The following is a 24,463-nucleotide window of genomic DNA, read 5'->3' as shown; positions in this document are numbered from 1 at the left end:
CATCGCGCGCCGCACGAGCCGCAGCCTGTCCCGCGCCGCCCAATCGGCGATCTCGGGGGCCGGGTCGGCGGCGAACACGGTGATCCGCGCCTCGGTCTTCATGAGCAGGCGCAGCTTGGCCAGCGCGGCCTCGCCGCCGCCTGACAGCACCACGCGGCGGCCCTCCAGCGCGATGAAGATCGGGAAATGTTTCATGTCACGGCCCTGCCTTCGATTTGACTTTGGCCGCAATATAGAATTTATTCCCGATTGAACGCCATATGATGGCTTCAATAAGAACACATGTTTCGTTTTGGGCGATCTCGCCACAGGGCGTTCCGGGTAGAGGGAAATTTTGGAATGGCTGTTCGTCTCGATGATCTGGACAGGAAAATCCTTGTGCAACTGCAGCAGGACGGGGGGCAATCGCTGGACGAGATCGCGCGCATCGTCGGCAGCTCCAAGACGCCGGTCTGGAACCGGATTCGCAAGATGCGCGAGGCGGGCGTGATCCGGCAGCAGACCTATCTGCTGGACCCCGAGGCGCTCGGCTTCGAAGCGTGCTTCTTCGTGCTGATACGAACGGCCGAACACGATGCCGACTGGCAGGCGAAATTCCTGCAGGCGCTACGCGACCGTCCCGAGGTGATGGAAGCGCACCGCCTTGCCGGGGATATCGACTATATCCTCAAGGTTCGCGTGGCCAATGCCCGCGCTTACGACAGTTTCTACCAAGCGCTGATATCAGAGGTGAAAGTGCACAATGTCACCGCGCTGCTGTCGATGGAGGAAATCAAGTCGACAACGTCTCTTCCGCTTTAGCGCTGTCTTCCAGAGCATTGATGATGCCTGAAAAATCCTGCGCCTTCAGGCTGGCGCCGCCGACCAGCGCCCCATCGACGTTCGACACGGCGAAAACCTCGGGCGCGTTGGCGGGTTTCACCGATCCGCCGTAAAGCAGCCGGACGGACCGCCCGACCCCGGCGCCGAACCGCTGTTCCAAGCGGGCACGCATGAAATCGTGTACCTCGCCGATCTGCCCGGTGGTGGGGGTGCGGCCCGTGCCGATGGCCCAGATCGGTTCATAGGCGATAACGGTGTTGTGCCCGGTTGCCGTATCCGGAACCGAGGCCGACAATTGCCCGGCGATGATATCGAGCGTGTTGGCGGCATCCCGCTGCGCGAGGGATTCGCCCACGCAAATGATCGCGACCAGCCCTGCATGGTGCGCCGCGCGGGCCTTTTCGCGGACAAGCTCACTCGTCTCGCCGTGGTCCTCGCGCCGTTCCGAATGGCCGAGAATGACGGCGGTGGCGCCGGCATCGGCAATCATCGGGGCGGCGATATCGCCGGTATGGGCACCCGAGTCCGCCGTGTGGCAATCCTGCGCGCCCAACTCCACGCCCCCTTCGGCGGTAAAGTCGGCAGCCGGGAAAAGCAGCGTGGCAGGGGGGCAGACGATGATGTCGATCCCGGGGGCGGGATGGGCCGCCGCGAGGGTTTCCAGCTCCGCCAGCGACTGTTTCGTGCCGTTCATCTTCCAGTTGCCGGCGGCAAGCTTGCGTCTCATCCGCTTGGATCCTTCCTGTTTTATTGTAGTAGCTTGCCGGGCGACGTTCAGCTCACATGCCTTCGAACTTGATCGATTCGCCGCACCCGCAGGCTTCGGTCACGTTGGGATTGTTGAAAACGAAGCCGGATTCAAGCAGCGATGTCTGGTAGTCGATCTCGGTCCCGAACAGGAACATCTGCGCCATCGGCGCGATCATGACGCGCGCGCCGTCCTGTTCGACGACCTCGTCATTGGGGTCGATGTCCTCGACATAATCCATGGTATATTCCATGCCCGCGCAGCCGCCTTTCTTGACGCCGATCCGCAGCCCCTTGGTGCCGCCCTCCGCCATCAGGTTAGCGATCTGCCCCGCCGCCTTGGGCGTCATGGTGACGGCCTGTTTTCCCGGAATGCCGAACATGTGAATCCCCTCTCGTTTCGTCAAAAATAAGGCGGCACGGCGGTGATCTCAACCGGGGGCAGGGCGGAAAGCAGCGCCTCCGCCCCGAGCCCCACGCCCATGGCCCACCCGAAAGAGGCCAGCGTGCCGATGATCACGTATTCCGTCACGCGCCGGTTGTCGGCCACCGTGCCGAAACGCAGGATCGACTTGGCCGCCACGAGAAAGCCGATGGCGGTGATCTCGCCGGCAAGCATCAGCACGAGGATCAGCAAGCGCTCAAGATGGCCGATGCTGCGGCCCGCGTTGGGCAGGCCGGCGGCGTCCTCGGCCGGCGCGTCATGCGCGGCCATCAGCAGCCGGATGGCGAAATCGCCCGCCCGCAGGGCGAGGATCAGCGCCGCACCCAGAAGCATCGCGTGCGGCAGGGCCCGGGCAAGGCCGGGCAGGTGGGTGGCCAGCGCGCCGGTTGCCCACAGCTCGGGCACCAGCACCGCGACCGCGGCGATGCTTGCCAGATGCGCGCCCTGATCGGCCATGAAACCCGGCAACCCGCCGAACCGGGTGTATGTCTTGACCGCGTCGATCGCGACATGGGCCGCGGCCAGCGCCAGCAGGGGCGCCGCGGCGGGATGGCCCAGCGCCGCCTGCGCCGTGATCAGCACGATCACGCCGTGCAGCAGCAGCACATGCGGGCGCCGCTTGTTGTCGACGATCCAGCGCGTCTGGAGCACGAAATCGGCCAGCGCATGCGCGAAAAGCAGGGCGATGAAGGTTTCGATCATGCCAGGGCCCCGCAGGCGTTCATGCTTTCCTTGTAACGGGGAAACCGGATCAACTTGTCAGCCCTCCGCTTCGATCAGGCGCAGGGCGTCGTCGATTGCCGGGAACCCGGCCGCCCAGAGGGCCTGATTGACGGCCTGCCGCGTGATGCCCAGCGTCCCGGCAATATCCGACCGCGGGCCGGCGCCGGGGGGCAGGGCGGCGTGCATGGCCCGGGCCTGTGCGACGGTCCAGCCCTGGCTGATGTGATCGGCAAGGCGCGTGGCCGCGCCCAGCGCCCCGCCGGTATCATGCGCCAGTTCGGCATGTCCGGTGATGGTCTCCAGCAGCCGCCCCGAGGCCGTGAAGGCGGGGCCGTGTGCGCTGTTGGTGTCCCCGTCGGCGGGCAGGGCCCCGGCACCGGCCGCGATGGCGATCCGCGTGGCAAGCGTCTTTCCCTCGCGGCGCAGGGCGGCCCGGATGTAGAGCGCCGCCCGCAGACCGAGCACGGGCGACCCGATCGCGCATTGCCAGCTGTCCCCGCCGCGGCGGCCGAACCCCTTCACGGGCTCGTCCTGCCAGCCCGCGATGTCGCGCGCGGCCGTGTCGATGGCCGCGATCGCCGCGTCCAATTCGGACGCGGACAACGTGCCGGAGCCGACGATATCACCTGTGAGGACCGCGAAGCGCACCGGCTCATCCTTTCCCGGTTGCCGATGCAAGCAAGCATAACCGGCTTCTTTTTCCGAAAGCAAGCTTTTTCGCTTGCTCTTACATGAAGCCGAGTTCCAGCCGCGCCTCGTCGCTCATCATGTCCATGCCCCAGGGCGGTTCCCAGACAAGCTCGACATCCACCTGCTTGACCCCGGCCAGCGGCTCGATCGCCTCGGCCACCCAGCCCGGCATCTCGCCGGCCACGGGGCACCCGGGGGCGGTCAGCGTCATGATCACCTTGACGGCGCTCTCGGCGTCGATGTCGATGGTGTAGATCAGGCCCAGATCGTAGATATTGACCGGGATTTCCGGGTCGTAGACGGAGCGGCATGCCTCCACGACCTGCTCATAGAGAGGGTGATCAGTACTCGACGGCGCGATGAGCGGCGCCCCTTCAAGCGGTTCCGGACTCTGGGCCATGAACATATCCTGCTATCTTTTCCGACCAAACATATAAGATTTATTGTGCCGCCCGTCCAGAGCCGTGCGCGCTCACTTCTTGGCGGAAGCGGCTTTCTTGCGTCGCCGCACGGGCGCGGGCCGCACGCGGCTTTCGATCTGGTCGTAAAGCTGGCCGGCGATGTTCTTGCCGGTGGATTTCTCGATCCCCTCGAAACCGGGGGAGGAATTGACCTCCAGCACCTTGGGGCCGGCCTCGGAGCGGAGCAGGTCCACCCCGGCCATGTTCAGGTCGAAGGCCCGCGCCGCGCGGATCGCCGTGTCGCGTTCCTGACGGGTGATGCGCACCGATTTCGCGCTGCCGCCCCGGTGCAGGTTCGACCGGAAATCGCCATCGGCGCCGGTGCGTTTCATCGACGCCACGACCTTGCCGCCGATCACGAGGCAGCGGATATCCTCGCCCGCGGCTTCCTTGACGAAGTCCTGCACGAGGAAATTGGCCTTGAGCCCGCGGAAGGCGTCGATGACCGACTCGGCGGCCTTCTTCGTTTCGGCCAGCACAACGCCCTTGCCCTGCGTGGATTCCAGCAGCTTGACGATCAGCGGCGCCGTGCCGACCAGCCCGATCAGGTTGGCCGTGTCCTTGGGCGAGGCGGCGAAGGCGGTGTTGGGCATCCCCACCTGTGCCCGGGCCATGAGTTGATGGGCATAGAGCTTGTCCCGGCTCGAACTGATCCCGTGGGAGGGGTTGACGCAATAGGTGCCAATCGTCTCGAACTGCCGGATGATGGCGGTGCCGTAGGGCGTGATCGACGCGCCGATGCGCGGGATCACCGCGTCGAAGCGCGGCAGGCGCTTGCCGTCGTAATGCACCTCGGGCGACATCGAGTTGATCGCCATGTAGCAGCGCGTGGTGCTGATCACCTCGACGGTGTGGCCGCGTTTCTCGCCCTCCTCGACCAGCCGCCGGGTCGAGTAGTTGTCCTCGCGGCTCAGCACGGCGATGCGCAGTGCGCGCTTGGGCTGCGCCTGCCGCATCTTCGAGGTGTGGTAGACGTCATAGCTGAGTTCCGGCTGCAGGAACCTGTCCGTCGCCACGATGCTGATATGGTCCTTCAGCGCCTGCCGGCCCAGCAGCATCCGGCTGGTCATGGTCGAGCGATTGGTCAGCGTCAGCTCGATGGGCCAGCTGTCCCCGTTCACCGCGAGGGTGCTCTGGATCACGTAGCGCAGTTCCTTCTCGCCGTTCGACGAGGCGACCTCGCGGCGGTCGACGATCTCGGCCGAGCAGGGAATGATCAGGTCGTCGCGCCCGGGAATGGGATGAACGGTGAACCGCACCTTGGGTTTCGAGGACGGGCCGAAAGTCTCGATGTCGAAGGCGTGCAGCGCCGAGGTGCGCGCGCCGGTATCCACCTTGGCGCGCAACGCCGGAACGCCGAGATCCGGCAGGCTGATCCATTCCTCCCACCCGAATTGCAGGGTCTGCGGTGCCTCGGGCGTGTCGGTCATGGGCTGTCACTCCTTGTCAGCGTGCCGGAATTGTCCGATAGGGGGCGTACCGATCACATGGACTACGGATGACAGCATTATTCGGCTTCGAACTCAAGGCCGCTTGTGGCGCGGCGCGCGCGGGCGCGATCACCACGCCGCGCGGCACGATCCGCACCCCGGCCTTCATGCCGGTGGGCACGGCCGGCACGGTCAAGGCGATGCTGCCCGAAAACGTGCGCGCCACCGGCGCCGACATCCTGCTGGGCAACACCTATCACCTGATGCTGCGGCCCACGGCCGAGCGGATCGCCCGGCTGGGCGGGCTGCACGCCTTCATGAACTGGGACAGGCCGATCCTGACCGATTCAGGCGGGTTCCAGGTGATGAGCCTCGCCGGGCTGCGCAAGCTGACCGAGCAGGGCGTGACCTTCAAGAGCCACATCGACGGCTCCCGGCACGAACTGACGCCGGAACGGTCGATGGACATCCAGCGCCTGCTGGGCAGCGATATCGTGATGTGCTTCGACGAATGCCCGTCGCTGCCCGCGACCGACGCCGAGGTCGCCCGCGCCACGCGCCTGTCGATGCGGTGGGCCGAACGGTCCAGGGCGGCCTTCGGCGAGCGTCCGGGGCACGCGCTGTTCGGGATCATGCAGGGCGGCGTTACCCGCGAGCTGCGCGAGGAAAGCGCCGCCGCGCTCACCCGGATCGGCTTCGACGGCTACGCGGTGGGCGGGCTGGCCGTGGGCGAGGGGCAGGCGGCGATGTTCGGCGTGCTCGACTACGCGCCGGCGCTGCTGCCCGAGGACAAGCCGCGCTACCTGATGGGGGTGGGCAAGCCCGACGACATCGTGGGCGCGGTCAAGCGCGGCATCGACATGATGGATTGCGTGCTGCCGTCGCGCTCGGGTCGGACGGGGCAGGTGTTCACGCGCCACGGGCAGCTCAACATCAAGAACGCCCGCCACGCCGACGATCCGCGCCCGCTGGACGATCAATGCACCTGCCCGGCCTGCCGGGGCTACAGCCGGGCCTACCTGCACCACGTCTTCCGCAGCCACGAGATCATCTCGTCGATGCTGCTGACATGGCACAACCTGCACTACTACCAGCAGATCATCGACGAGATGCGCGCGGCCATCACCGAGGGACGCTTTGCCGCATGGGAGGCCGCGTTTCATGCCGGGCGCGCGCAGGGCGACATTCCGGCGCTCTGATCGGGACGGCGGCGGTCGCGGCGGAACGGCGCGCAATTGGATCAAACCCGGCCGATTCGCCGCTTGCGGGGGGTGTCGGGGACGGGCATGGTGCGAGAAACGTGGTTGAAAGAGGGGGGCCGACGCCCCAATTAACAGACCAGTAACGGAGAAGGCCGGAGCTGCCTGTGCTGGGGCCGGCGCCTTCTTGCCAAGAACAAGGATATGAGCATGCAAGAGCCTCTCAACGCCTCTTACCCCGTACTGCCGCTGCGCGACATCGTGGTCTTTCCGCACATGATCGTGCCGCTGTTCGTGGGCCGGGACAAATCGGTCCGCGCGCTTGAAGAGGTCATGCAGGACGACAAGCACATCCTGCTGTCCAGCCAGATCGACGCCAGCGTCGACGACCCGGACTCCGACGGTATCTACAAGGCCGGCGTCCTGGCCAACGTGCTGCAACTGCTCAAGCTGCCCGACGGCACCGTCAAGGTGCTTGTCGAGGGCGTGGCGCGGGTGCGCATCACGGAATACCTCGAGAATCCCGACTTCTTCGAGGCCAGCGCGGAGTACCTGACCGAGATGCCCGGCGACACCGCCGCGATCGAGGCGCTGCTGCGCACCGTCGGCGACGAGTTCGAACGCTACGCCAAGATCAAGAAGAACATCCCCGAGGAAGCCCTGACGGCCGTGTCGGAAACCGAGGAACCGGCGAAGCTGGCCGACCTTGTCGCCGGCCATCTGGGCATCGAGGTGGAACAGAAGCAGGAACTGCTGGAGACGCTCAGCATCAGCGAGCGGCTGGAAAAGGTCTATGGCCTGATGCAGGGCGAGATGAGCGTTCTGCAGGTCGAGAAGAAAATCAAGACCCGCGTGAAGTCGCAGATGGAGAAGACCCAGCGCGAGTATTACCTCAACGAACAGATGAAGGCCATCCAGAAGGAGCTGGGCGACGGCGAGGAAGGCGAAGGCGAACTGGCCGAGCTGGAAGAGAAGATCGCCAACACCAAGCTGTCGAAGGAGGCGCGTGAAAAGGCCGAGGCGGAGTTCAAGAAACTCAAGAACATGTCGCCCATGTCGGCCGAGGCCACGGTCGTGCGCAATTACCTCGACTGGATGCTCAGCATCCCGTGGGGCAAGAAATCGCGCGTGAAAAAGGATCTCGGCCGGGCCGAGAAGATCCTCGACGCCGATCACTACGGCATGGAAAAGGTCAAGGAACGCATCGTCGAGTACCTCGCGGTGCAGCAGCGCTCGAAGAAGCTCAAGGGGCCCATCCTGTGCCTCGTGGGGCCGCCGGGCGTGGGCAAGACCAGCCTCGGGGAATCCGTCGCGCGCTCGACCGGGCGGGAATTCATCCGCATCAGCCTTGGCGGCGTGCGTGACGAATCCGAGATCCGCGGCCACCGCCGGACCTATATCGGCTCGATGCCCGGCAAGATCATCCAGGGGCTTAAAAAGGCCAAGACCACGAACCCGCTCATCCTGCTCGACGAGATCGACAAGATGGGGCAGGATTTCCGCGGTGACCCGGCCTCGGCCATGCTCGAAGTGCTCGACCCCGAGCAGAACAGCACCTTCGTGGACCACTACCTCGAAGTCGAATACGACCTCAGCAACGTAATGTTCCTGACCACGGCGAACTCCTACACCATGCCGGAGCCGCTGCTGGACCGGATGGAGATCATCCCGCTGGCCGGGTATACCGAGGACGAGAAGCGCGAGATCGCCAAGCAGCACCTGTTGCCCAAGCAGGTCAAGAACCACGGCCTGAAGAAGGGCGAATTCGAGATCACCGACGACGCGCTGACCGCGATCATCCGCACCTACACCCGCGAGGCCGGGGTGCGGAACCTTGAACGCGAGCTGGCCAAGGTCGCGCGCAAGGCGGTCACCCAAATCATCAAGGGCGAGGAAAAGGCCATCAAGGTGACGCCCGACAACCTGTCCGACTACCTCGGCGTCAAGAAGCACAAGTACGGGCTGGCCGAGGAAAAGGACCAGGTGGGCGTCGTGACGGGGCTGGCCTACACCTCCGTCGGCGGCGAGCTTCTGAATATCGAGGCGTTGCGCCTGCCCGGCAAGGGCCGGATGAAGACGACCGGCAAGCTGGGTGACGTGATGAAGGAGTCGATCGACGCGGCCTCGTCCTACGTGCGCTCCGTGGCGCCCGAGATCGGCATCAGGCCGCCGCGCTTCGAGAACTGGGACATCCACGTGCACGTGCCCGAAGGCGCCACGCCCAAGGACGGCCCCTCGGCCGGCCTTGCGATGGTGACGTCCATCGTCTCGGTTCTCACCGGGATCCCGGTCCGCAAGGACATCGCCATGACCGGCGAGGTCACTCTGCGCGGCAACGCCCTGCCAATCGGCGGGCTCAAGGAAAAGCTCCTCGCGGCGCTGCGCGGCGGTATCAAGACCGTGCTGATCCCGCGCGAGAACGAAAAGGACCTTGCCGAGATCCCCGACAACGTGAAGGAAGGGCTGGAAATCATCCCGGTCGATCACGTCCGCGACGTGCTCAAGCTGGCCTTGCTGGAAACGCCGGAGCCGGTGGAATGGGACGAGGCCGCCGAGGAGGCGGCGACGGCCGAGGCCGCGCTCAAGCACGAGGCGAAAGGGACCGGGGCCACGGCGCACTGATCCGGTGACACCTGAACACGAATGATGAAAGGGCGCCCGGACGGGCGCCCTTTTGCATGTCGGCTTCTCATGTCGGGCCACGTCATTGCCCGAATGCCCCGGTCGACGTCCGGTGACGAAAAACCGCCCGGCAGTGTCGCGCGTTCAGAACGCGTTGCCAGCCGTCATGGCGGCCATCGCGGCCCAGATCGCGACGATCAGGGCGTCTGTCTTGCCGGAATCCTCGGCGGCTGCCTCCGCGACAACCTCGGGCGCGACGACGGGTTCGGGCGTCACGACCGGGTCGGACAGGTTACCGGCGAATGCCGGCGGTACAATAAGGGCGGTGGCCAGGATCGTGGCTGCGAGCGCGTTTTTCACTTTTTCCCCCACGGTTGCGTGATTGCGGTTCTTTACCGATCTCGCCGGGGCGGCGTCAACTGAAGGCTGGCCGGAAAACGGCGAATACGCTATGGTGTCACCGATAATCAACGCAAAGAGGCAAGACATGAGCACGCGAAACGCCGACAAGAGCACGGCGAAGAGCCCGGCATCATCCGCGGCCGAGCAAGATGCGGCCGCAAGGCCCACGCGCCCCGTGGGCAAGCCGACCGTCGTGGCGGAATCCATGCCCGTGGTCTCCGAACCGGCCCTGAAGAAACAGGAACTTCTGGCACAGGTCGTCGAACAATCGGGCATCAAGAAAAAATACGCCAAGCCGGTGGTCGAGGCGATGCTCGACGTGCTGGGCGAGTCGCTTGCGCAGGGGCGCGAACTCAACCTTCAGCCCTTCGGCAAGCTCAAGCACAACCGCACGAAGGAAACCGCCAACGCCCGGATCCACGTCACGAAGATACGGCAGAACAAATCCGCCGCGCCGGCGCAGAACAGGGTGAAAGATACGGTTGCAGACGCCGCTGAGTAACGCTAAACACCGGCGCATCGGGTGATTAGCTCAGTGGTAGAGCGCTTCGTTCACATCGAAGATGTCAGAAGTTCGAATCTTCTATCACCCACCATCGAATTCCGGCGCGCCCCTGCTTCAGGTGGCGCGCCTTTTCATCCGGGGCACCGGCAATGCGTGATTGGCCCGAGGCCTATATCCTGCGCCATGGTCAGACGGTGTGGAACGTCGCGCAACGCCTGCAGGGCGGCCGCGACAGCCCGCTCACCGATCTCGGGCGCGATCAGGCGTTGCGGCAGCGCGCGATCCTGCAATCCGTCGATCTGACCGGGTTCCGGGCGCACAGCAGCCCGCAGGGCCGTGCCTTCGTCACGGCAGCACTGGCGCTTGACGGGCTGATCGGCCGGATCCGCACCGATGACAGGCTGCGCGAGATCGGCGTCGGTGATTTCGAGGCCCGGCTGCGGCAGGATCTGCCGGGCGGGCAGGCCGCGGACGCCTCGGAGGAAAGCGCGCTGCACCTCTACGACATGGCCCCGGGGGGCGAGGGGTTCGCCGCCCTGCGCGCCCGGTGCGAGTCGTTCCTGCAGGACCGGTCGGCGCCGGTGGTGGTGGTCACGCACGGCATGACGTCGCGGATGCTCCGGCTGGTACTGACCGGGCAGGACGAGTCCGCCCTCGACTCGATCGGTGGCGGGCAGGGGGTCGTCTATCATGTCAGGCGGGGCCGGCAGCATGTGCTGACAGCATGATGCCCGGCGGGGCGCAAAGCCTCTTGAAAGCCGGCGCGGCCTTGGCTAAGACGCGCGGCACCGGGTGATTAGCTCAGTTGGTAGAGCGCTTCGTTTACACCGAAGATGTCGGGAGTTCGAGTCTCTCATCACCCACCATGCGCAGATTTGCAAACCCGGTATCGCCACGCGTACCACCCGCCCCTCGGGTCAGGCACGGCGCACGCCGGGATGTCTTGGCGGGTAGGGCGCGGGGCAGGCTGCATGCAAACCGCCATTGCGCGGCGAGGGGTTCCGGAGCTTGGTGGTCTGTCCCTCTAGGGGGTGAGGGACTCGAACCCCCAGCCAAAGCGTTATGAGCGCTCTGCTCTGACCAATTGAGCTAACCCCCCAGAACGCCGCCTCTCTAGCGCATCATTTGGGCGACGCCAATAGGATGTATCCCCGCCGCGTCACTTTTTGCGGTGCCGGGATGCCGGGATGTCACCCTTTCCAGATCCAGCCGCCGCCAAGGATGCGGGTGCTCCCGGTTTCGTAGAAGACGCAGGCCTGACCGGGGCTCACGCCCTCCTCCGGGGTCAGCAGTTCCACCTCCGCCCTGTCCGGCCCGGCCGGGCGGATGATCGCCTCGCGCGGCGGACGGGTGGAGCGGACCTTGACCGAGACGTGCCATTCGCTCTCCGAGTCGAACAGCACGTCACCCAGCCAGTTGATCTCCCGCACCGGCACGACGCGCGTGGCAAGCATCTCCTTCGGCCCGACGATCACGCGGCGGGTCTCGACATCCAGCTTGACGACATAGAGCGGGTCGCTCAGCCCGCCGATGCCGAGGCCCCGGCGCTGCCCGATGGTGTAATGGATCACGCCGTCATGCGTGCCCAGAACGCGGCCGTGAGTATCGACGATATCGCCGGGCTCCGCCGCGCCGGGGCGCAGCTTCTCGATGACGCTGGCATAATCGCCGTTCGGCACGAAGCAGATGTCCTGGCTGTCGGGCTTGTCGGCCACGACCAGCCCGTATTTCGCGGCCAGCTCGCGCGTCGCGTCCTTCGATGGCAGGTGCCCCAGCGGAAAGCGCAGGAAATCCAGCTGCTCCGGCGTGGTCGAGAACAGGAAATACGACTGGTCGCGGTTGGCGTCCTCGGCACGGTGCAGCTCGGGGCCCGCCGCGCCCATCTTGCGCCGGATGTAATGGCCGGTGGCCATGCAGTCGGCCTCCAGGTCCCTGGCCGTTTCCAGCAGGTCCTTGAACTTCACCCGCTCGTTGCAGCGGATGCACGGCACGGGCGTGGCGCCGGCAAGGTAGCTGTCGGCGAATTCGTCGATCACCGCGTCGCGGAAGATGTTCTCGTAATCCAGAACGTAGTGCGGGAATCCCATCTCCTCGGCCACGCGGCGGGCGTCGTGAATGTCGAGCCCCGCGCAGCACGCGCCCTTCTTGGCCAGCGCCGCGCCGTGGTCGTAAAGCTGAAGCGTAACCCCCACGACATCATAGCCTTCCTCGGCCAGCTTGGCAGCCACGACCGAGCTGTCGACACCCCCGGACATCGCGACAACGACGCGCGTCTGCGCGGGCGATTTCGCGAATCCGAGTGAATTGAGCTGGGTATCAAGCGCCATGCGTGCCTCCGGGTCAGTCCTGCGGAATATAGGAAAATCGTAGATACTCTCAAGACCGGGTTTCACCGCGCGTTAAAGGCCCGGCGCGAGTCTGACCTCCCAGCCTGAGAGGACCGTGTCGATGTATCTCAAGAAAGCCGAGGGGCCAAGGGCCGTCACCCTGCCGGACGGCTCCGTCATGACCAGGGCCGACCTGCCGCCACGCGACACGCGCCGGTGGGTCGCCTCGCGCAAGATGGCCGTGGTGCGTGGCGTGCTGTCCGGGCTCATCACCCGGGACGAGGCGCTGCGCCGCTATGACCTGAGCGACGAGGAATTCAGCGACTGGGTGAACGCGGCCTGCCGGCACGGCGAGGCCGCGCTCAAGGCGACCACGCTCAAGAATTATAGACAACCCTGAGTAGATTTCGCATACTGCCTCCTGACGGTAACCGGTAGTTAACCAATTTTGCCCAGTGTTATCTCAACCGAACGGACATTAGCGGAGATATCAAGATGCGCGTTCTTCTGGTGGAAGATGATCCGACGACCTCGAAAAGCATCGAATTGATGCTGACCCATGCCAATCTCAACGTCTACACCACCGACCTCGGGGAAGAAGGCGTCGATCTCGCCAAGCTTTACGATTACGACCTGATCCTCCTCGACCTCGGCCTGCCCGACATGAACGGGCACGACGTTTTGCGCCAGTTGCGGCTGGCGCGCATCGAAACCCCCATCCTCATCCTGTCGGGCGAGGATGATACCGAGAACAAGATCAGGGGCTTCGGTTTCGGCGCGGATGACTACCTGACCAAGCCGTTTCACCGCGAAGAACTGGTCGCGCGCATCCATGCCATCATCCGCCGCTCCAAGGGGCATTCCCAATCGGTGATCCGCACCGGCCGGATCGCCGTCAACCTCGACGCCAAGACCGTCGATGTCGCCGGCACGCCGGTGCACCTGACCGGCAAGGAATACCAGATGCTGGAACTGCTGAGCCTGCGCAAGGGGACCACGCTCACCAAGGAGATGTTCCTGAACCATCTTTACGGCGGCATGGATGAACCCGAACTCAAGATCATCGACGTGTTCATCTGCAAGCTGCGCAAGAAACTGTCCGAGGCCACCGGCGGCGACAGCCATATCGAGACGGTCTGGGGACGGGGCTACGTGCTGCGCGACCCGGAGCCGCGGACGCTCGACGATGACCGGCTGGCCATCGGCGCCTGAGGGCCGCGAACGCGCCCGGCCCCTCTGGACCTCGCGCCTGCGCCGCCCTATCACTTCGGGCGACACCGAAGCGGGCCGGGCAGCCAGGGGAGGCGGGCGTGACACGGGACAAGAATGTATCGCAGCTCGACGAGGATGAAGCCCGCGCCGAGCTCGCGCGCCTCGCGCGGGAGATCGCGCGCGCCGACACCGCCTACCACGCCCATGACGCGCCCGAGATCAGCGATGCCGAATATGACTCGCTCAAGGCGCGCAACAAGGCGATCGAGGCGCGCTTTCCGCATCTCAAGCGCGCCGACAGCCCCTCCGACCAGGTCGGCGCCGCCCCGGCCGAAGGGTTCGCCAAGGTCACTCACGCGGTGCGCATGCTCTCGCTCGGCAACGCGTTCGAAGATGCCGACATAGCCGATTTCGACGACCGGATCCGGCGGTACCTTGGGCTGGATGCGCAGGCCCCGCTGGCCTACACGGCGGAACCCAAGATCGACGGGCTGAGCCTGTCGCTGCGGTACGAGGCGGGTCGGCTGATGCAGGCGGCAACACGCGGCGACGGCGCCGTCGGCGAGAACGTGACCGCCAATGCCCGCACCATCGACGACATTCCCGAAACCCTGCACGGCGCGCCCGACGTTCTGGAAATCCGCGGCGAGGTCTACATGAGCCACGCCGATTTCGAGGCGCTGAACGAACGGCAGGCCGGGACGGGCGACAAGCAGTTCGCCAACCCCCGCAACGCTGCCGCCGGCTCGCTGCGCCAGCTCGATCCGCGCATCACCGCCGCGCGGCCGCTGCGCTTTTTCGCCTATGGCTGGGGCGAGATCGCGGCACCGCTGGCCGACACGCAGATGGGCGCCATCGACAGGCTGCGCGAGCTGGGGTTTTCCATCAACGAGCTGACGGCGCTCTGCGAAGGCCCGGCCGAGATGCTGGCCCAGTACGCGCGCATCGAGCAGCTGCGCAGCGAGCTCGACTACGACATCGACGGCGTGGTCTACAAGGTCAACGACCTGTCTCTGCAGCAACGCCTCGGCTTCCGGTCCACCACCCCCCGCTGGGCCATCGCGCACAAGTTTCCCGCCGAACTGGCCTGGACCCGGCTGGACTCCATCGACATCCAGGTCGGCCGGACCGGCGCGCTCAGCCCGGTGGCGCGGCTGCATCCCGTCACCGTTGGCGGTGTCGTCGTGTCCAACGCGACGCTGCACAACGAGGATTACATCGCCGGCCGTGACGCCACCGGCGCGCCCATCCGCGAAGGCCGGGATATCCGTGTCGGCGATTGGGTGCAGGTCTACCGCGCGGGCGACGTGATCCCCAAGATCGCGGATGTCGACCTGTCCAGACGCCCCGACGACGCCGCGCCCTATCAGTTTCCCCGAACCTGCCCCGAATGCGGTTCCGACGCCATCCGCGAGGACGGCGATGCCGTCCGCCGCTGTACCGGCGGGCTGATCTGCCCGGCACAGGCGGTGGAGAAGCTCAAGCATTTCGTGTCCCGCGCCGCCTTCGACATCGAGGGGCTTGGCGCGAAACAGGTCGAGGCGTTCCACCGCGATGGCTGGATCGCCGAACCGGCGGATATCTTCACGCTCAAGGAGCGCTACGGCCCGGGCTGCCTGACACAGCTGAAAAACCGCGAGGGCTGGGGCGAAAAAAGCGCGAACAACCTGTTTGACGCCATTGACGAAAAACGGAAAATCCCGTTCGAGCGGCTTCTGTTCGCGCTCGGGATCCGGCATGTCGGCGAACAGGTCAGCACGCTGATCGCGCGGTTTTACGGCACATGGGCCGATTTCACCGCCGCCATGGATGCCGCGGCGCCACTTTCCGGGGCCGAGTGGGACAGGCTGCTGGGGATCGACGGCGTGGGCGAGGTGATGGCGCGCAGCCTTGTCACCGCCTTCGCCCAGCCCGAGGAACGCGCCAGCATCGAGCGGCTGGTCGCCTTCCTCGAGGTGGAACCGGCCGAGCGCCCCGACACCGAAGGCAGCCCCGTGGCGGGCAAGACCATCGTTTTCACTGGCACGCTGGAAAAGATGACACGGGCCGAGGCCAAGGCGCGGGCCGAGGCCCTTGGCGCCAAGGTCTCGGGCTCCGTCAGCGCCCGGACCGATCTTGTCGTGGCCGGCCCCGGCGCCGGGTCCAAGGCCAAGAAAGCCGCCGATCTGGGGGTGGAGATCCTTGACGAGGATGAGTGGCTGGCCCTTGTCGGGGCGGCATGAGCACCCGGCCCGAAATCCTCTTTCCGCTTTTCGCGGATATCGAGACACTCGACGGGATCGGGCCCAAGACGGGCAAGCTTCTGGCGGGGCTCGACATCGACAAGCCCCGAGACCTGCTTTTCACGCTGCCCCATTCGGGGATCGACAGGCGCAAGCGGGACACCGTGCGCGGCGCCGACCTGCCCGGCGTTGTGACGGTCGAGGTGACGGTGGGCCAGCACCGCCCGCCCGCGCGCAAGGGCGGGGCCTACCGCGTGCAGGTCGAGGACGCGGCAAGCGCGTTTCAGCTGGTCTATTTCCACGCGCGCGGCGACCACCTCAAGCGGGTGCTGCCCACCGGCGCGCGGCGCGTCGTCTCGGGCCGGGTCGAGCTGTTCGACGGCATGGCGCAGATGGTCCATCCCGATCACGTTCTTCCCCCGGCCGAGGCCGGTGACATCCCCGATTTCGAACCCGTCTATCCGCTGACCGCCGGCGTGACGCAACGGATGATGGCCCGCGCGGCGGTCTCGGCGCTGGCCCGCGTTCCGGACCTGCCCGAATGGATCGACCCCGTGCAGAAGGCACAGGCCGGTTGGCCCGACTGGCAAGCCGCGCTGGCACAGGCGCACGCGCCGGGATCGGCGGCTGATCTTGCCCCCGCCCATCCCGCGCGGGAACGGCTGGCCTATGACGAGTTCATGGCCCATCAGCTGACCCTCGCGCTGGCCCGGACGACGCTGCGCCGCGCCAAGGGGCGCGCGACGGTCGGCACCGGCGATCTGCAGGCCCGGGTGCTGGCCGCGCTGCCCTATGACCTGACCGGCGCGCAGAAACGCGCCATCGCCCAGATCGCCGAGGACATGGCCGAACCCCGCCGCATGAACCGCCTGTTGCAGGGCGACGTTGGCGCGGGCAAGACCCTCGTCGCGCTCAAGGCGCTGCTGATCGCGGTCGAAGCGGGCGGGCAGGGGGTGATGATGGCGCCCACCGAGATCCTTGCGCGCCAGCATTTCGAGGCGTTGCGCCCCTTGACCGACGCCGCGGGCGTGACGCTCGACTTGCTGACCGGCCGTGACAAGGGCGCGGAGCGGCGCGCCAAGCTCGACGCGCTGCGGACGGGCAAGACGCGGATCCTCGTCGGCACCCACGCGGTTTTCCAGAAGGACGTGGAATTTCACGACCTGCGCCTTGCCATCGTGGACGAACAGCACCGCTTCGGGGTGCGCCAGCGCCTTGAACTCGGCAAGAAGGGCGCGCAGGCCGACGTTCTGGTGATGACGGCCACGCCGATTCCGCGCAGCCTTGCGCTGGCGCAATACGGCGACATGGATGTCAGCGTCCTTGACGAGAAACCGCCCGGCCGCAAGCCGATCAAGACGGCATTGGTCAACATGACCCGGATGGACGAGGTGGTGGCGCATCTGCGCGACGCGATCGCCGAGGGGCGGCAGGCCTACTGGGTCTGCCCTCTGGTCGATGAAAGCGAAAGCGTCGATCTCTCCAGCGCGGAGGAGCGGTTCAAAAGGCTGCGGGCCGCGCTCGGCGAGGGGGCGGTGGGGCTCGTGCACGGGCAGATGCCGCCCGAGGAAAAGGACGCCGCCATGACCGCCTTCCAGCAGGGGCGCGTTCAGGTGCTTGTCTCCACCACGGTGATCGAGGTCGGCGTGGATGTGCCGAACGCCTCGATCATGGTGATCGAACGGGCCGAGAGCTTCGGCCTGGCGCAGTTGCACCAGTTGCGCGGCCGCGTGGGGCGGGGGCAGGCGGCCTCGACCTGCCTGTTGATGTATCGCGCGCCCCTGAGCGACAGTGCCGAACGGCGGCTGACCACCCTGCGCGACACCGAGGACGGGTTTCGCATCGCCGAGGTCGATCTGGAAATGCGCGGCGCGGGGGACCTGATCGGCACGGCGCAATCGGGCCTGCCGCGGTTCAGGGTCGGCGACATGGAGCACCAGTCGGCCCTGATGGCCGTGGCCCAGAGCGACGCGCGCAAGCTGCTGGCCGAGGATTCCGCGCTGACCTCGCCGCGTGGGCAGGCCGCGCGCACCATGCTGTGGCTCATGGAACAGGATCGCGCCATTCGCCTGATCGGCGTGGGCTGACGCCCGTGGCATCGCCGCCGGGCAACGCGGCAATATGGCCGTTTTTTCAATGCTTTGGCAGGTGTGATCCTGAAATGTTCACGAAAGTTCTTAAAAAGTTCTTTACAAGTGACCGCGGAAATGAGAACAAAAAGACAACACGAATGCGAAGACAGGGAGACGCACCATGATCCGCCAGATCAAGGAAGTTGCCATCCGGTCCCGGGCCACGCTGCTGTGGGACATGATCGGCGCCGCCGCGCTGATGGTCGCGCTGATGGGGGCGCTCTACCTGCCCGGGGTCGTCTAGGGGTCTGCCTGCGGCTGTCCGCCCTGTCGCCGGCGCGTCACCTGTCCCCATCCCCGACGCGCCGTGACTGAACCTGCCTGTTCCCCATGTCCCGCCGGGTCTGCCTCGATCCCCGGTTTCGCGACAGGGAACCACCGGACACCCGCCAAACCTGCCGCCGCCACCTTCGGGTGCGCGGCGGTTTTTTTGTCTGTCGAGTGCCATTGCATTGCCGCGCCTGCCATGAGATCCCCGCGCAAGGGTTGAAGAGGCAGCAGATGCACGACCACGCCCATGCGCATTCGGGACATTCCCACAGGCCCCGCAAGGAAGGCACCATCGCCATCGCCGCCGCGCTGACCGGCGGCTTCATGCTGGCCGAGGTGGCCGGCGGCGTGATCTCGGGCTCGCTCGCGCTGCTGGCGGATGCCGGGCACATGCTGACGGATTTCGCCTCGCTCATGCTGGCGTGGTTCGCCTTCCGCATCGCCCGCCGGCCGGCGGACTGGAAACGCACCTACGGCTATGACCGCTTCTCGGTGCTGGCGGCTTTCGTCAATGGCATGGCGCTTTTCGTGATCGCCGCGTGGATCCTCGTCGAGGCGGTGAAGCGGCTGGCGCACCCCGTCGACGTGCTGGGCGGGTTGATGCTGTGGGTGGCGCTGGCCGGGCTCGTGGTGAATGTCCTGTCCTTCTACGTGTTGACGCGCGACGGCAGCGACAACCTCAACATCCGTGCCGCCGCGCTGCACGTGGCGGGCGATCTTCTGGGCTCGGTCGCGGCGCTGGTCGCCTCGCTGGTCATCCTCTGGACGGGCTGGACCCCGATCGACCCGATCCTGTCGGTGCTCGTCGCGGTGATCATCCTGCGCTCGGCCCTGCAGGTGGTGCGCGAGTCGGGCCATATCCTTCTGGAAGGCGCCCCGCAAAGTTTCGACCGCCGCGAAGTGGCCGAGGTGCTGGGCCGTGAAATCCCCGGCGTGGCAGGGGTCACGCATATCCATGCATGGCAGGTGACGCAGGAACGTCCCATGGCGACGCTGGAACTGCGCGTGGCCGACGGCTTCGATCCCGCAGAGGTTAGAGAAGCGGTGCGCGCCTGCCTGCGCGAGCATTTCGGCATGGATCACGCCACGATCGAGGTGAGCACGGGCCGGCGCGCGCCGCCCGCGCCGGGCGCGGCTCAATCGGTGAAGTCGTGATCCGTCTTGGACGGACGGTGGATCCAGACCGGTATGATGAAGGCGATGCAGGCCACGAGGAACGCAAGGCTCGCGATCAGGCCGATCACGTCGCCCGCGCGCCATGTGCCCAAAGTGAAAAACAGCGCCGAGACCGTGAACAGGATCCAGCCGGTGAAATTGAATGTCCAGACGGTGCGGGGCGACATGACAGGGCGCGTTCCGGTGGTGTCAGGCGCAGGGGCTGGCGGCCTTGATCTCCTCCAGGGCCTCCACCGCGGCGTTGAGCGTCAGCATGATCGAATCGTGCCGGTTCTTGTAATCGCGCGCCGGGCGCAGCACTTCCAGCCCGTCGAACGGCGCCGCCGGGGTGGGGCCGTCCTCCTTGAGCATGGCCTTGAGAAAATCGCGCGCCGCGCGCACCTCCTCCAGGGACCGGCCGATGATGGCGCCGCCAACGACACTGGCGGCGGCCTGGCCCAGGGCGCAGGCCTTGACCTCGGCGGCGTATTCCGTGACGCGCCCGTCGCGGGCCTTGATGTCCACCGTCACGGTGGATCCGCAAAGCGGGGCGCGGTGCTTGACGCTGGCCTCGGGCTCCGCCAGACGTCCGTGATGCGGGATGTCGGCGGCCAGTTCGAGGATGCGCGCGGAGTATAGTTTGATCAGGTCCGTCTCGCCGCTCATGGCTTCCCCCTCGTTGTTCTATCCCATAGATAGAGTCCAACGCTCGATATGCAAAAGGTTTTCCGACATGACATTCGACCCCGCAAGCCTGAAATTCAACGAGTCCGGCCTGATCCCGGCCATCGCGCAGGACGCGGCGACCGGCGAGGTCCTGATGATGGCGTGGATGAACGCCGAAGCGGTCGCGCGCACCCTCGAGACGGGCCGCGTCACGTACTGGAGCCGGTCGCGGCAAGCCTTCTGGATCAAGGGCGAGACCAGCGGCCACGTTCAGGAACTGGTCGACATGCGCGTGGATTGCGACCGCGATTGCCTGCTGCTGCAAATCCGCCAGACCGGCCCGGCCTGTCATACCGGGCGGCGCAGCTGTTTCTACACTGCCATCCGCGGGGGCGAGGAACACGAGATCATGGCGCCCGTGGCCGAGTGAGCGCGCGCGGCGCTCACAGCCCGACAAGGCGGCGGATGTCCCCGGGTGCGTAGCCGTCGGCGCGGTAGGTCGCGATGGCGCGCGCGTCGTCGCGCTTGGCCAGCCGCCGGCCCGCCGCGTCGCGGATCAGGCGGTGATGGCGATAGACAGGGCTCGGCAGCCCCAGCAACCGGTGCAGCACCACGTGGATCAGCGTTGCCGCGAACAAATCCTGTCCACGGATGACGTGGGTGATCCCTTGGTCGGCATCATCGACCACGATCGCCAGATGATAGGCCGCGCCCATGTCACGACGCGCCAGCACCACATCGCCCACGCGGGTCACCATGTCCGCCGCGCGGATGATGCCCGTCTCGCCGTCCGGGCCGGTACCGGTTTCGGTGAATTCCGGCGCCGCGCCCAGCCGTGCGAGGGCCCGGCGCATGTCGAGCCGCAGAACACCGTCGGGCATCTGGCCGCGCGCCGGGGTGCCAGGGCGGCAGGTGCCGGGATAGACGATCCCGTCCGGCCCCTGCACCGGCGCGCCCTCCTGCGGGGCGGCGACCGCGGCGCGGATATCGGCGCGTGAACATGAGCATGGATAGACAAGCCCCTGATCCCACAATACTTTCAGCGCGTCCCGGTAACGGTTCAGGCGATCGGATTGGCGCCAGACCGGCTGTGGCCATGTCAGCCCCAGCCAGTGCAGATCCTCCTCGATCCGCGCCTCCCACGCCGCGCGGCGGCGTGCGCGGTCAAGATCGTCGAAGCGCAGGTAAAACATGCCGTCGGCCGCGCGGGCCATGTCATGCGCCAGCATCGCCGAATAGGCATGGCCCAGATGCAGCGGTCCGGTGGGCGACGGGGCAAATCGGGTCGAGAATGTCACGTTTTTTCAATCATGCAGACTCCCGCCCCCGATGCAGCGGCGCAGGTGCCGGCCCGACCACGGGTTCTCGTGAAATCTTCCCCATGGCCGAACGAAATCACACGGGTGTCGCGGCGTCCAGTGCCGAATGCGCCAGCCACTCGCGCCAGGCGGCCTTGGCGCGATCGGTATAGGCCTTGTACCGGTCCTTGCGGCGGCGGCGCCCGCCTTTCAGCCCCTCGACCGGGCGGAACAGCCCGAAATTGACGTTCATCGGCTGGAATGTCTTGGCGTCGGCCCCGCCGGTGATGTGATGGATCAGCGCGCCCATCGCGCTGTCCTGCGGCACGTCGGGCAGGGCGCGACCGGTGATTTCGGCCGCGGCCAACCGCCCGGCCAGTAGCCCCATCGCGGCCGACTCGACATAGCCCTCGACCCCGGTGATCTGGCCCGCGAAACGGATATGCGGCCGCGTGCGCATCCGCATCTGCCTGTCCAGCAACGTCGGCGAGTTGATGAACGTGTTGCGGTGAATCCCGCCAAGGCGCGCGAAACGCGCATTTTCAAGCCCCGGAATCATCCGGAAAACATCGGTTTGCGCGCCGTACTTCATCTTGGTCTGGAACCCGACCATGTTGAAGAGCGTCCCGAGCGCGTTGTCCCGCCTCAGCTGGACGATGGCATGGGGCTTCACCTCGGGCGCATGGGGGTTGGTCAGGCCCACGGGCTTCATCGGGCCATGGCGCAGCGTTTCCCGCCCGCGTTCGGCCATGACCTCGATGGGCAGGCAGCCGTCGAAGTACTCCGCCGTTTCACCCTCGTGAAATTCCGTCTTGTCGGCGGTCAGCAGGGCGTCGACGAAGGCCTCGTAGGTGTCCCGGTCCATCGGGCAGTTCAGGTAGGCGGTGCGCTCGTCCTCGGTTTCGCCCTTGTCATAGCGCGACTGCATCCACGCCTTGGACATGTCGATGCTGTCGTGATGCACGATCGGCGCGATCGCGTCGAAGAAGGCCAGAGCCTCGCGCCCGGTTTCCCGCGCGATCGCCGCGCCGAGCCCTTCCGACGTCAGCGGCCCGGTCGCCACGATCCATCGGCCGCTTTCGGGAAGTTGCGTGATTTCATCTTCTTGAACGGTGATCTTCGGGTGCGCGCGCAAGGCCCCGGTCACCGATCGGGCGAAAGGGTCACGGTCCACCGCCAGAGCGCCACCGGCCGGCAGGCGGTGCCGGTCGGCCATGCCCATCACGAGCCCGCCCGCCGCGCGCATTTCCCAGTGGAGCAGGCCCACGGCGTTCTGTTCGTCGTCATCCGACCGGAAGGAGTTGGAACACACCATCTCGGCCAGGTCGCCCGTGCGATGCGCGAAGGTGCCCACCTTGGGCCGCATCTCGTGGACGGTCACGTCGACGCCCATTTCGGCCGCCTGCCACGCGGCCTCCGATCCGGCCATGCCGCCGCCGATGATATGCAGTCTCTCGTTCATGGCGCGGGATATAGGGCATCGCGCGGCGGTTGAAAAGGCCCGCTGCCCGGCCGCGATGTCCCGAAACGGGGGGCCGGCGTACGGCGTGTTAAACGCGGCCCCGGCGCCACGGCCCACCGACGCGATGCAGACGCGCCGCCGCCGCGATACCAAGGCCGAAATTCGTTGCATCTCGACGCGTTAACCATGATTCGCGATGCAGGTCATTGTTCCCATTCCGGCGCGCGTTTTTCCAGAAAGGCGCTGATCCCCTCCGCGGTGTCACGCTCCATCATGTTTTCCACCATCACCTGGCCGGTATAGGCATATGCCTCGTCCACCGGCATTTCCAACTGGTCATAGAACGCCCGCTTGCCGATCCGCACGGCCGCGCCGAGCTTGGCCGCCACCGTTTGTGCCAGTTCATCAGCGGCCGTTTCCAACGCCTCGGCCGGCACGGCACGATTGATGAGCCCCAGTTCCAGCGCGCGGTCCGTTTCGATGAAAGCACCCGTGGTGAGCATTTCAAATGCTTGTTTTCGCGGTATATTCCGGCTCAGCGCCACCATCGGGGTGGAGCAGAACAACCCGATATTGACCCCGTTGACCCCGAAGCGCGTCCCGTGGGCGGCCACGGCCATGTCACATGACGCGACCAGTTGGCAGCCCGCTGCGGTGGCGATGCCATGGGGCTGCGCGATCACCGGTTGCGGCAGGTTGCGGATGCTGGTCATCACCTTGCTGCACCGCGAGAAGAGATCGGCGAAATAAGCCTTTCCACCATCCTCGGCCTGACGTCCCGCCGTCATTTCCTTGAGGTCATGCCCCGCGCAGAACGCCTTGCCCGCCCCGGCGAGGGTGACGGCCCGAATGCTGTGGTCATCGGCCAGCCGATCGAATTCGTCCTGCAGGGCGGCAAGCATCAAGTCACTCAAGGCGTTGAGTTTTTCCGGATGGTTCAAGGTCAGTCGCGCGATCCCGCCGGCGTCCGTTCGCTCCAGTATTGCCATCTTGTCTCTCCCTTGTCGTTATGGCCATCATTAGCCGTGATCGGGCAGGGAGGAAAGCATGAGCCTTGAAATGACCGCCGGGGAGCTGACCGCGTTCCTGAATCGCGAGTTTCCGCAAGTCGCCGGCGAATTCACGATCGAGGACCTTGACGAGATGCGTATACGCACGCGCTTGCGCGTCGGCGACGCGCATCTGCGCCCGGGCGGCACGGTATCAGGGCCGTCGATCTTTGCGCTGGCTGATGTCACCGTCTACCTTGCCATTCTTGCCATGATCGGGCCGCGGGCGCTTGCCGTGACGACGAACTGTTCCATCGACTTCATGCGCAAGCCCGCGGCCCGGACGGATCTGATCGCCGAATGCCGCCTGCTGAAACTGGGCCGGGTTCTCGCCGTGGGGGAGGTGCTGATATTTTCCGAAAACGGGGCCGACCCCGTCGCCCGCGCCAGCCTGACCTATTCGATCCCGCCCCGATCCGGCGGCTGAGGCGGTCGAGCGCCCGGCGTGGACGGGGCAACAGCGGCTTGCGGGTGTCACGATCGAACGGTATCGGCGCGGTGATCGTGGCCTTTGGGAGGCGGTTGAATGGGTCCACGTGCATGGGGTATTATATTACCTAATTTGCAAAGTATTGAAATTAAACACGGAAATCAATTTCCTCTGTGTTGACCCACGATTGTTTG

At 66.1% G+C, this 24,463-nt stretch carries 27 protein-coding genes and 3 tRNA genes; 15 read left to right on the top strand and 15 right to left on the bottom strand.

Annotation, left to right across the window (positions count from 1 at the left end; translation table 11 throughout):
• Window positions 1-195 (bottom strand): bifunctional precorrin-2 dehydrogenase/sirohydrochlorin ferrochelatase (locus ACH107_RS06045; RefSeq protein ID WP_412505048.1); only part of this gene is annotated, 195 nt, incomplete at its 3' end.
• A 144-nt stretch (window positions 196-339) separates the two neighbouring features.
• Between ACH107_RS06045 and ACH107_RS06040 the strand changes: the two genes are divergently transcribed.
• Window positions 340-801 (top strand): Lrp/AsnC family transcriptional regulator, encoded by a 462-nt coding sequence (locus ACH107_RS06040; RefSeq protein ID WP_412505047.1) that lies wholly within the window; start codon window positions 340-342, stop codon window positions 799-801.
• Here ACH107_RS06040 and tpiA read toward each other — a convergent pair.
• The 6 genes from tpiA to rimK all read right to left on the bottom strand — a co-directional run bounded on the left by tpiA (window position 773) and on the right by rimK (window position 5,318).
• Window positions 773-1,549: a triose-phosphate isomerase gene (tpiA, locus tag ACH107_RS06035; RefSeq protein WP_412505046.1), complete on the bottom strand. Its 777-nt coding sequence runs from the start codon at window positions 1,547-1,549 to the stop codon at window positions 773-775. The two genes, ACH107_RS06040 and tpiA, sit on opposite strands and share 29 nt — an antisense overlap.
• A 52-nt stretch (window positions 1,550-1,601) precedes the next feature.
• The gene (locus ACH107_RS06030) at window positions 1,602-1,952 is read right to left on the bottom strand and encodes a HesB/IscA family protein (protein ID WP_412505045.1); all 351 of its coding nucleotides are present in this window, start codon (window positions 1,950-1,952) and stop codon (window positions 1,602-1,604) included.
• Window positions 1,953-1,972: 20 nt separating this feature from the next.
• The gene (locus ACH107_RS06025) at window positions 1,973-2,716 is read right to left on the bottom strand and encodes a DUF3307 domain-containing protein (RefSeq protein ID WP_412505044.1); all 744 of its coding nucleotides are present in this window, start codon (window positions 2,714-2,716) and stop codon (window positions 1,973-1,975) included.
• A 57-nt stretch (window positions 2,717-2,773) separates the two neighbouring features.
• Window positions 2,774-3,385 (bottom strand): MarR family transcriptional regulator, encoded by a 612-nt coding sequence (locus ACH107_RS06020; RefSeq protein ID WP_412505043.1) that lies wholly within the window; start codon window positions 3,383-3,385, stop codon window positions 2,774-2,776.
• 79 nt (window positions 3,386-3,464) lie between these two features.
• Window positions 3,465-3,827, bottom strand: a complete 363-nt coding sequence (locus ACH107_RS06015) for an SUF system Fe-S cluster assembly protein (RefSeq protein WP_412505042.1) — start codon at window positions 3,825-3,827, stop codon at window positions 3,465-3,467.
• 72 nt (window positions 3,828-3,899) lie between these two features.
• Complete coding sequence (gene rimK, locus ACH107_RS06010) at window positions 3,900-5,318, bottom strand: 30S ribosomal protein S6--L-glutamate ligase (RefSeq protein ID WP_412505041.1); 1,419 nt, start codon at window positions 5,316-5,318, stop codon at window positions 3,900-3,902.
• Window positions 5,319-5,386: 68 nt separating this feature from the next.
• On the opposite strand from rimK, the gene tgt reads away from it, so the two are divergent.
• Window positions 5,387-6,517, top strand: coding sequence for a tRNA guanosine(34) transglycosylase Tgt (tgt, locus tag ACH107_RS06005; RefSeq protein ID WP_412505040.1), 1,131 nt, complete (start codon window positions 5,387-5,389; stop codon window positions 6,515-6,517).
• A 210-nt stretch (window positions 6,518-6,727) separates the two neighbouring features.
• Window positions 6,728-9,139, top strand: a complete 2,412-nt coding sequence (gene lon, locus ACH107_RS06000) for an endopeptidase La (RefSeq protein WP_412505039.1) — start codon at window positions 6,728-6,730, stop codon at window positions 9,137-9,139.
• 144 nt (window positions 9,140-9,283) lie between these two features.
• On the opposite strand, the gene ACH107_RS05995 is transcribed toward lon, so the two are convergent.
• Window positions 9,284-9,748: a hypothetical protein gene (locus ACH107_RS05995; protein ID WP_412505038.1), complete on the bottom strand. Its 465-nt coding sequence runs from the start codon at window positions 9,746-9,748 to the stop codon at window positions 9,284-9,286.
• On the opposite strand from ACH107_RS05995, the gene ACH107_RS05990 reads away from it, so the two are divergent.
• From ACH107_RS05990 to ACH107_RS05975, 4 genes are all read left to right on the top strand, one after another.
• A complete protein-coding gene (locus ACH107_RS05990; protein WP_412505037.1) occupies window positions 9,747-10,043 on the top strand; it encodes an HU family DNA-binding protein in 297 nt (98 codons plus the stop codon). The genes ACH107_RS05995 and ACH107_RS05990 overlap by 2 nt on opposite strands.
• Before the next feature lie 19 nt (window positions 10,044-10,062).
• Window positions 10,063-10,137 (top strand) — tRNA-Val (locus tag ACH107_RS05985).
• Window positions 10,138-10,195: 58 nt separating this feature from the next.
• The gene (locus tag ACH107_RS05980; RefSeq protein ID WP_412505036.1) at window positions 10,196-10,774 is read left to right on the top strand and encodes a histidine phosphatase family protein; all 579 of its coding nucleotides are present in this window, start codon (window positions 10,196-10,198) and stop codon (window positions 10,772-10,774) included.
• Between the two features lie 62 nt (window positions 10,775-10,836).
• Window positions 10,837-10,912: transfer RNA gene (locus tag ACH107_RS05975), tRNA-Val, on the top strand.
• A 159-nt stretch (window positions 10,913-11,071) separates the two neighbouring features.
• Here ACH107_RS05975 and ACH107_RS05970 read toward each other — a convergent pair.
• A tRNA-Ile gene (locus ACH107_RS05970) sits at window positions 11,072-11,145 on the bottom strand.
• A 91-nt stretch (window positions 11,146-11,236) separates the two neighbouring features.
• The gene (gene mnmA, locus ACH107_RS05965) at window positions 11,237-12,373 is read right to left on the bottom strand and encodes a tRNA 2-thiouridine(34) synthase MnmA (RefSeq protein WP_412505035.1); all 1,137 of its coding nucleotides are present in this window, start codon (window positions 12,371-12,373) and stop codon (window positions 11,237-11,239) included.
• Window positions 12,374-12,494: 121 nt separating this feature from the next.
• Here mnmA and ACH107_RS05960 point away from each other — a divergent pair, with 121 nt between their 5' ends.
• The 6 genes from ACH107_RS05960 (at window position 12,495) to ACH107_RS05935 (ending at window position 19,364) form a co-directional block, all read left to right on the top strand.
• Window positions 12,495-12,773: a DUF1153 domain-containing protein gene (locus tag ACH107_RS05960; protein WP_412505034.1), complete on the top strand. Its 279-nt coding sequence runs from the start codon at window positions 12,495-12,497 to the stop codon at window positions 12,771-12,773.
• A 95-nt stretch (window positions 12,774-12,868) separates the two neighbouring features.
• Window positions 12,869-13,585, top strand: coding sequence for a response regulator transcription factor CtrA (ctrA, locus tag ACH107_RS05955; protein WP_412505033.1), 717 nt, complete (start codon window positions 12,869-12,871; stop codon window positions 13,583-13,585).
• A 98-nt stretch (window positions 13,586-13,683) separates the two neighbouring features.
• A complete protein-coding gene (ligA, locus tag ACH107_RS05950; protein WP_412505032.1) occupies window positions 13,684-15,807 on the top strand; it encodes an NAD-dependent DNA ligase LigA in 2,124 nt (707 codons plus the stop codon).
• Window positions 15,804-17,894, top strand: a complete 2,091-nt coding sequence (recG, locus tag ACH107_RS05945) for an ATP-dependent DNA helicase RecG (RefSeq protein WP_412505031.1) — start codon at window positions 15,804-15,806, stop codon at window positions 17,892-17,894. The genes ligA and recG overlap by 4 nt, the downstream gene beginning before the upstream one ends.
• A gap of 166 nt (window positions 17,895-18,060) precedes the next feature.
• Window positions 18,061-18,183: a hypothetical protein gene (locus tag ACH107_RS05940; protein ID WP_412505030.1), complete on the top strand. Its 123-nt coding sequence runs from the start codon at window positions 18,061-18,063 to the stop codon at window positions 18,181-18,183.
• 257 nt (window positions 18,184-18,440) lie between these two features.
• Complete coding sequence (locus ACH107_RS05935; protein ID WP_412505029.1) at window positions 18,441-19,364, top strand: cation diffusion facilitator family transporter; 924 nt, start codon at window positions 18,441-18,443, stop codon at window positions 19,362-19,364.
• Here ACH107_RS05935 and ACH107_RS05930 read toward each other — a convergent pair.
• Both ACH107_RS05930 and ACH107_RS05925 read right to left on the bottom strand, forming a co-directional pair.
• Entirely contained in the window at window positions 19,346-19,552 is a 207-nt protein-coding gene (locus ACH107_RS05930; protein WP_412505028.1) for a hypothetical protein, read from the bottom strand. The two genes, ACH107_RS05935 and ACH107_RS05930, sit on opposite strands and share 19 nt — an antisense overlap.
• A gap of 22 nt (window positions 19,553-19,574) precedes the next feature.
• Window positions 19,575-20,030 (bottom strand): iron-sulfur cluster assembly scaffold protein, encoded by a 456-nt coding sequence (locus tag ACH107_RS05925; RefSeq protein WP_412505027.1) that lies wholly within the window; start codon window positions 20,028-20,030, stop codon window positions 19,575-19,577.
• A gap of 67 nt (window positions 20,031-20,097) precedes the next feature.
• On the opposite strand from ACH107_RS05925, the gene hisI reads away from it, so the two are divergent.
• A complete protein-coding gene (gene hisI / locus ACH107_RS05920) occupies window positions 20,098-20,460 on the top strand; it encodes a phosphoribosyl-AMP cyclohydrolase (protein ID WP_412505026.1) in 363 nt (120 codons plus the stop codon).
• Between the two features lie 13 nt (window positions 20,461-20,473).
• Here the strand turns inward: hisI and gluQRS are convergent, their stop codons facing one another.
• The 3 genes from gluQRS to ACH107_RS05905 all read right to left on the bottom strand — a co-directional run bounded on the left by gluQRS (window position 20,474) and on the right by ACH107_RS05905 (window position 23,779).
• Window positions 20,474-21,328, bottom strand: a complete 855-nt coding sequence (gluQRS, locus tag ACH107_RS05915) for a tRNA glutamyl-Q(34) synthetase GluQRS (RefSeq protein ID WP_412505025.1) — start codon at window positions 21,326-21,328, stop codon at window positions 20,474-20,476.
• Between the two features lie 97 nt (window positions 21,329-21,425).
• Complete coding sequence (gene trmFO, locus ACH107_RS05910; protein ID WP_412505050.1) at window positions 21,426-22,802, bottom strand: methylenetetrahydrofolate--tRNA-(uracil(54)-C(5))-methyltransferase (FADH(2)-oxidizing) TrmFO; 1,377 nt, start codon at window positions 22,800-22,802, stop codon at window positions 21,426-21,428.
• Between the two features lie 191 nt (window positions 22,803-22,993).
• Window positions 22,994-23,779, bottom strand: coding sequence for an enoyl-CoA hydratase (locus ACH107_RS05905; protein ID WP_412505024.1), 786 nt, complete (start codon window positions 23,777-23,779; stop codon window positions 22,994-22,996).
• 58 nt (window positions 23,780-23,837) lie between these two features.
• On the opposite strand from ACH107_RS05905, the gene ACH107_RS05900 reads away from it, so the two are divergent.
• On the top strand, window positions 23,838-24,266 hold the full coding sequence (locus tag ACH107_RS05900; RefSeq protein ID WP_412505023.1) for a PaaI family thioesterase: 429 nt from the start codon (window positions 23,838-23,840) through the stop codon (window positions 24,264-24,266).
• Window positions 24,267-24,463: the final 197 nt, after the last annotated feature.

It is taken from the genome of Roseovarius halophilus (ex Wu et al. 2025), assembly GCF_047086965.1.
The sequence above is the reverse complement of the archived record's forward strand: the minus strand, read 5'-3'. Positions and strand labels throughout refer to the sequence as shown.

Coding starts and splice junctions, on each gene's coding strand:
- ACH107_RS05960 (WP_412505034.1), top strand. CDS start 12,495: ATGTATCTCAAGAAAGCCGAGGGGCCAAGGGCCGTCACCCTGCCGGAC.
- ACH107_RS05925 (WP_412505027.1), bottom strand. CDS start 20,030: ATGAGCGGCGAGACGGACCTGATCAAACTATACTCCGCGCGCATCCTC.
- ctrA (WP_412505033.1), top strand. CDS start 12,869: ATGCGCGTTCTTCTGGTGGAAGATGATCCGACGACCTCGAAAAGCATC.
- ACH107_RS05900 (WP_412505023.1), top strand. CDS start 23,838: ATGAGCCTTGAAATGACCGCCGGGGAGCTGACCGCGTTCCTGAATCGC.
- tgt (WP_412505040.1), top strand. CDS start 5,387: ATGACAGCATTATTCGGCTTCGAACTCAAGGCCGCTTGTGGCGCGGCG.
- recG (WP_412505031.1), top strand. CDS start 15,804: ATGAGCACCCGGCCCGAAATCCTCTTTCCGCTTTTCGCGGATATCGAG.
- ACH107_RS06040 (WP_412505047.1), top strand. CDS start 340: ATGGCTGTTCGTCTCGATGATCTGGACAGGAAAATCCTTGTGCAACTG.
- ACH107_RS05935 (WP_412505029.1), top strand. CDS start 18,441: ATGCACGACCACGCCCATGCGCATTCGGGACATTCCCACAGGCCCCGC.
- tpiA (WP_412505046.1), bottom strand. CDS start 1,549: ATGAGACGCAAGCTTGCCGCCGGCAACTGGAAGATGAACGGCACGAAA.
- ACH107_RS06025 (WP_412505044.1), bottom strand. CDS start 2,716: ATGATCGAAACCTTCATCGCCCTGCTTTTCGCGCATGCGCTGGCCGAT.
- ACH107_RS05930 (WP_412505028.1), bottom strand. CDS start 19,552: ATGTCGCCCCGCACCGTCTGGACATTCAATTTCACCGGCTGGATCCTG.
- ACH107_RS05995 (WP_412505038.1), bottom strand. CDS start 9,748: ATGGATTCCGCCACGACGGTCGGCTTGCCCACGGGGCGCGTGGGCCTT.
- mnmA (WP_412505035.1), bottom strand. CDS start 12,373: ATGGCGCTTGATACCCAGCTCAATTCACTCGGATTCGCGAAATCGCCC.
- hisI (WP_412505026.1), top strand. CDS start 20,098: ATGACATTCGACCCCGCAAGCCTGAAATTCAACGAGTCCGGCCTGATC.
- rimK (WP_412505041.1), bottom strand. CDS start 5,318: ATGACCGACACGCCCGAGGCACCGCAGACCCTGCAATTCGGGTGGGAG.
- ACH107_RS06030 (WP_412505045.1), bottom strand. CDS start 1,952: ATGTTCGGCATTCCGGGAAAACAGGCCGTCACCATGACGCCCAAGGCG.
- lon (WP_412505039.1), top strand. CDS start 6,728: ATGCAAGAGCCTCTCAACGCCTCTTACCCCGTACTGCCGCTGCGCGAC.
- ACH107_RS05905 (WP_412505024.1), bottom strand. CDS start 23,779: ATGGCAATACTGGAGCGAACGGACGCCGGCGGGATCGCGCGACTGACC.
- ACH107_RS05990 (WP_412505037.1), top strand. CDS start 9,747: ATGCCCGTGGTCTCCGAACCGGCCCTGAAGAAACAGGAACTTCTGGCA.
- ACH107_RS05940 (WP_412505030.1), top strand. CDS start 18,061: ATGATCCGCCAGATCAAGGAAGTTGCCATCCGGTCCCGGGCCACGCTG.
- ACH107_RS05980 (WP_412505036.1), top strand. CDS start 10,196: ATGCGTGATTGGCCCGAGGCCTATATCCTGCGCCATGGTCAGACGGTG.
- ACH107_RS06015 (WP_412505042.1), bottom strand. CDS start 3,827: ATGGCCCAGAGTCCGGAACCGCTTGAAGGGGCGCCGCTCATCGCGCCG.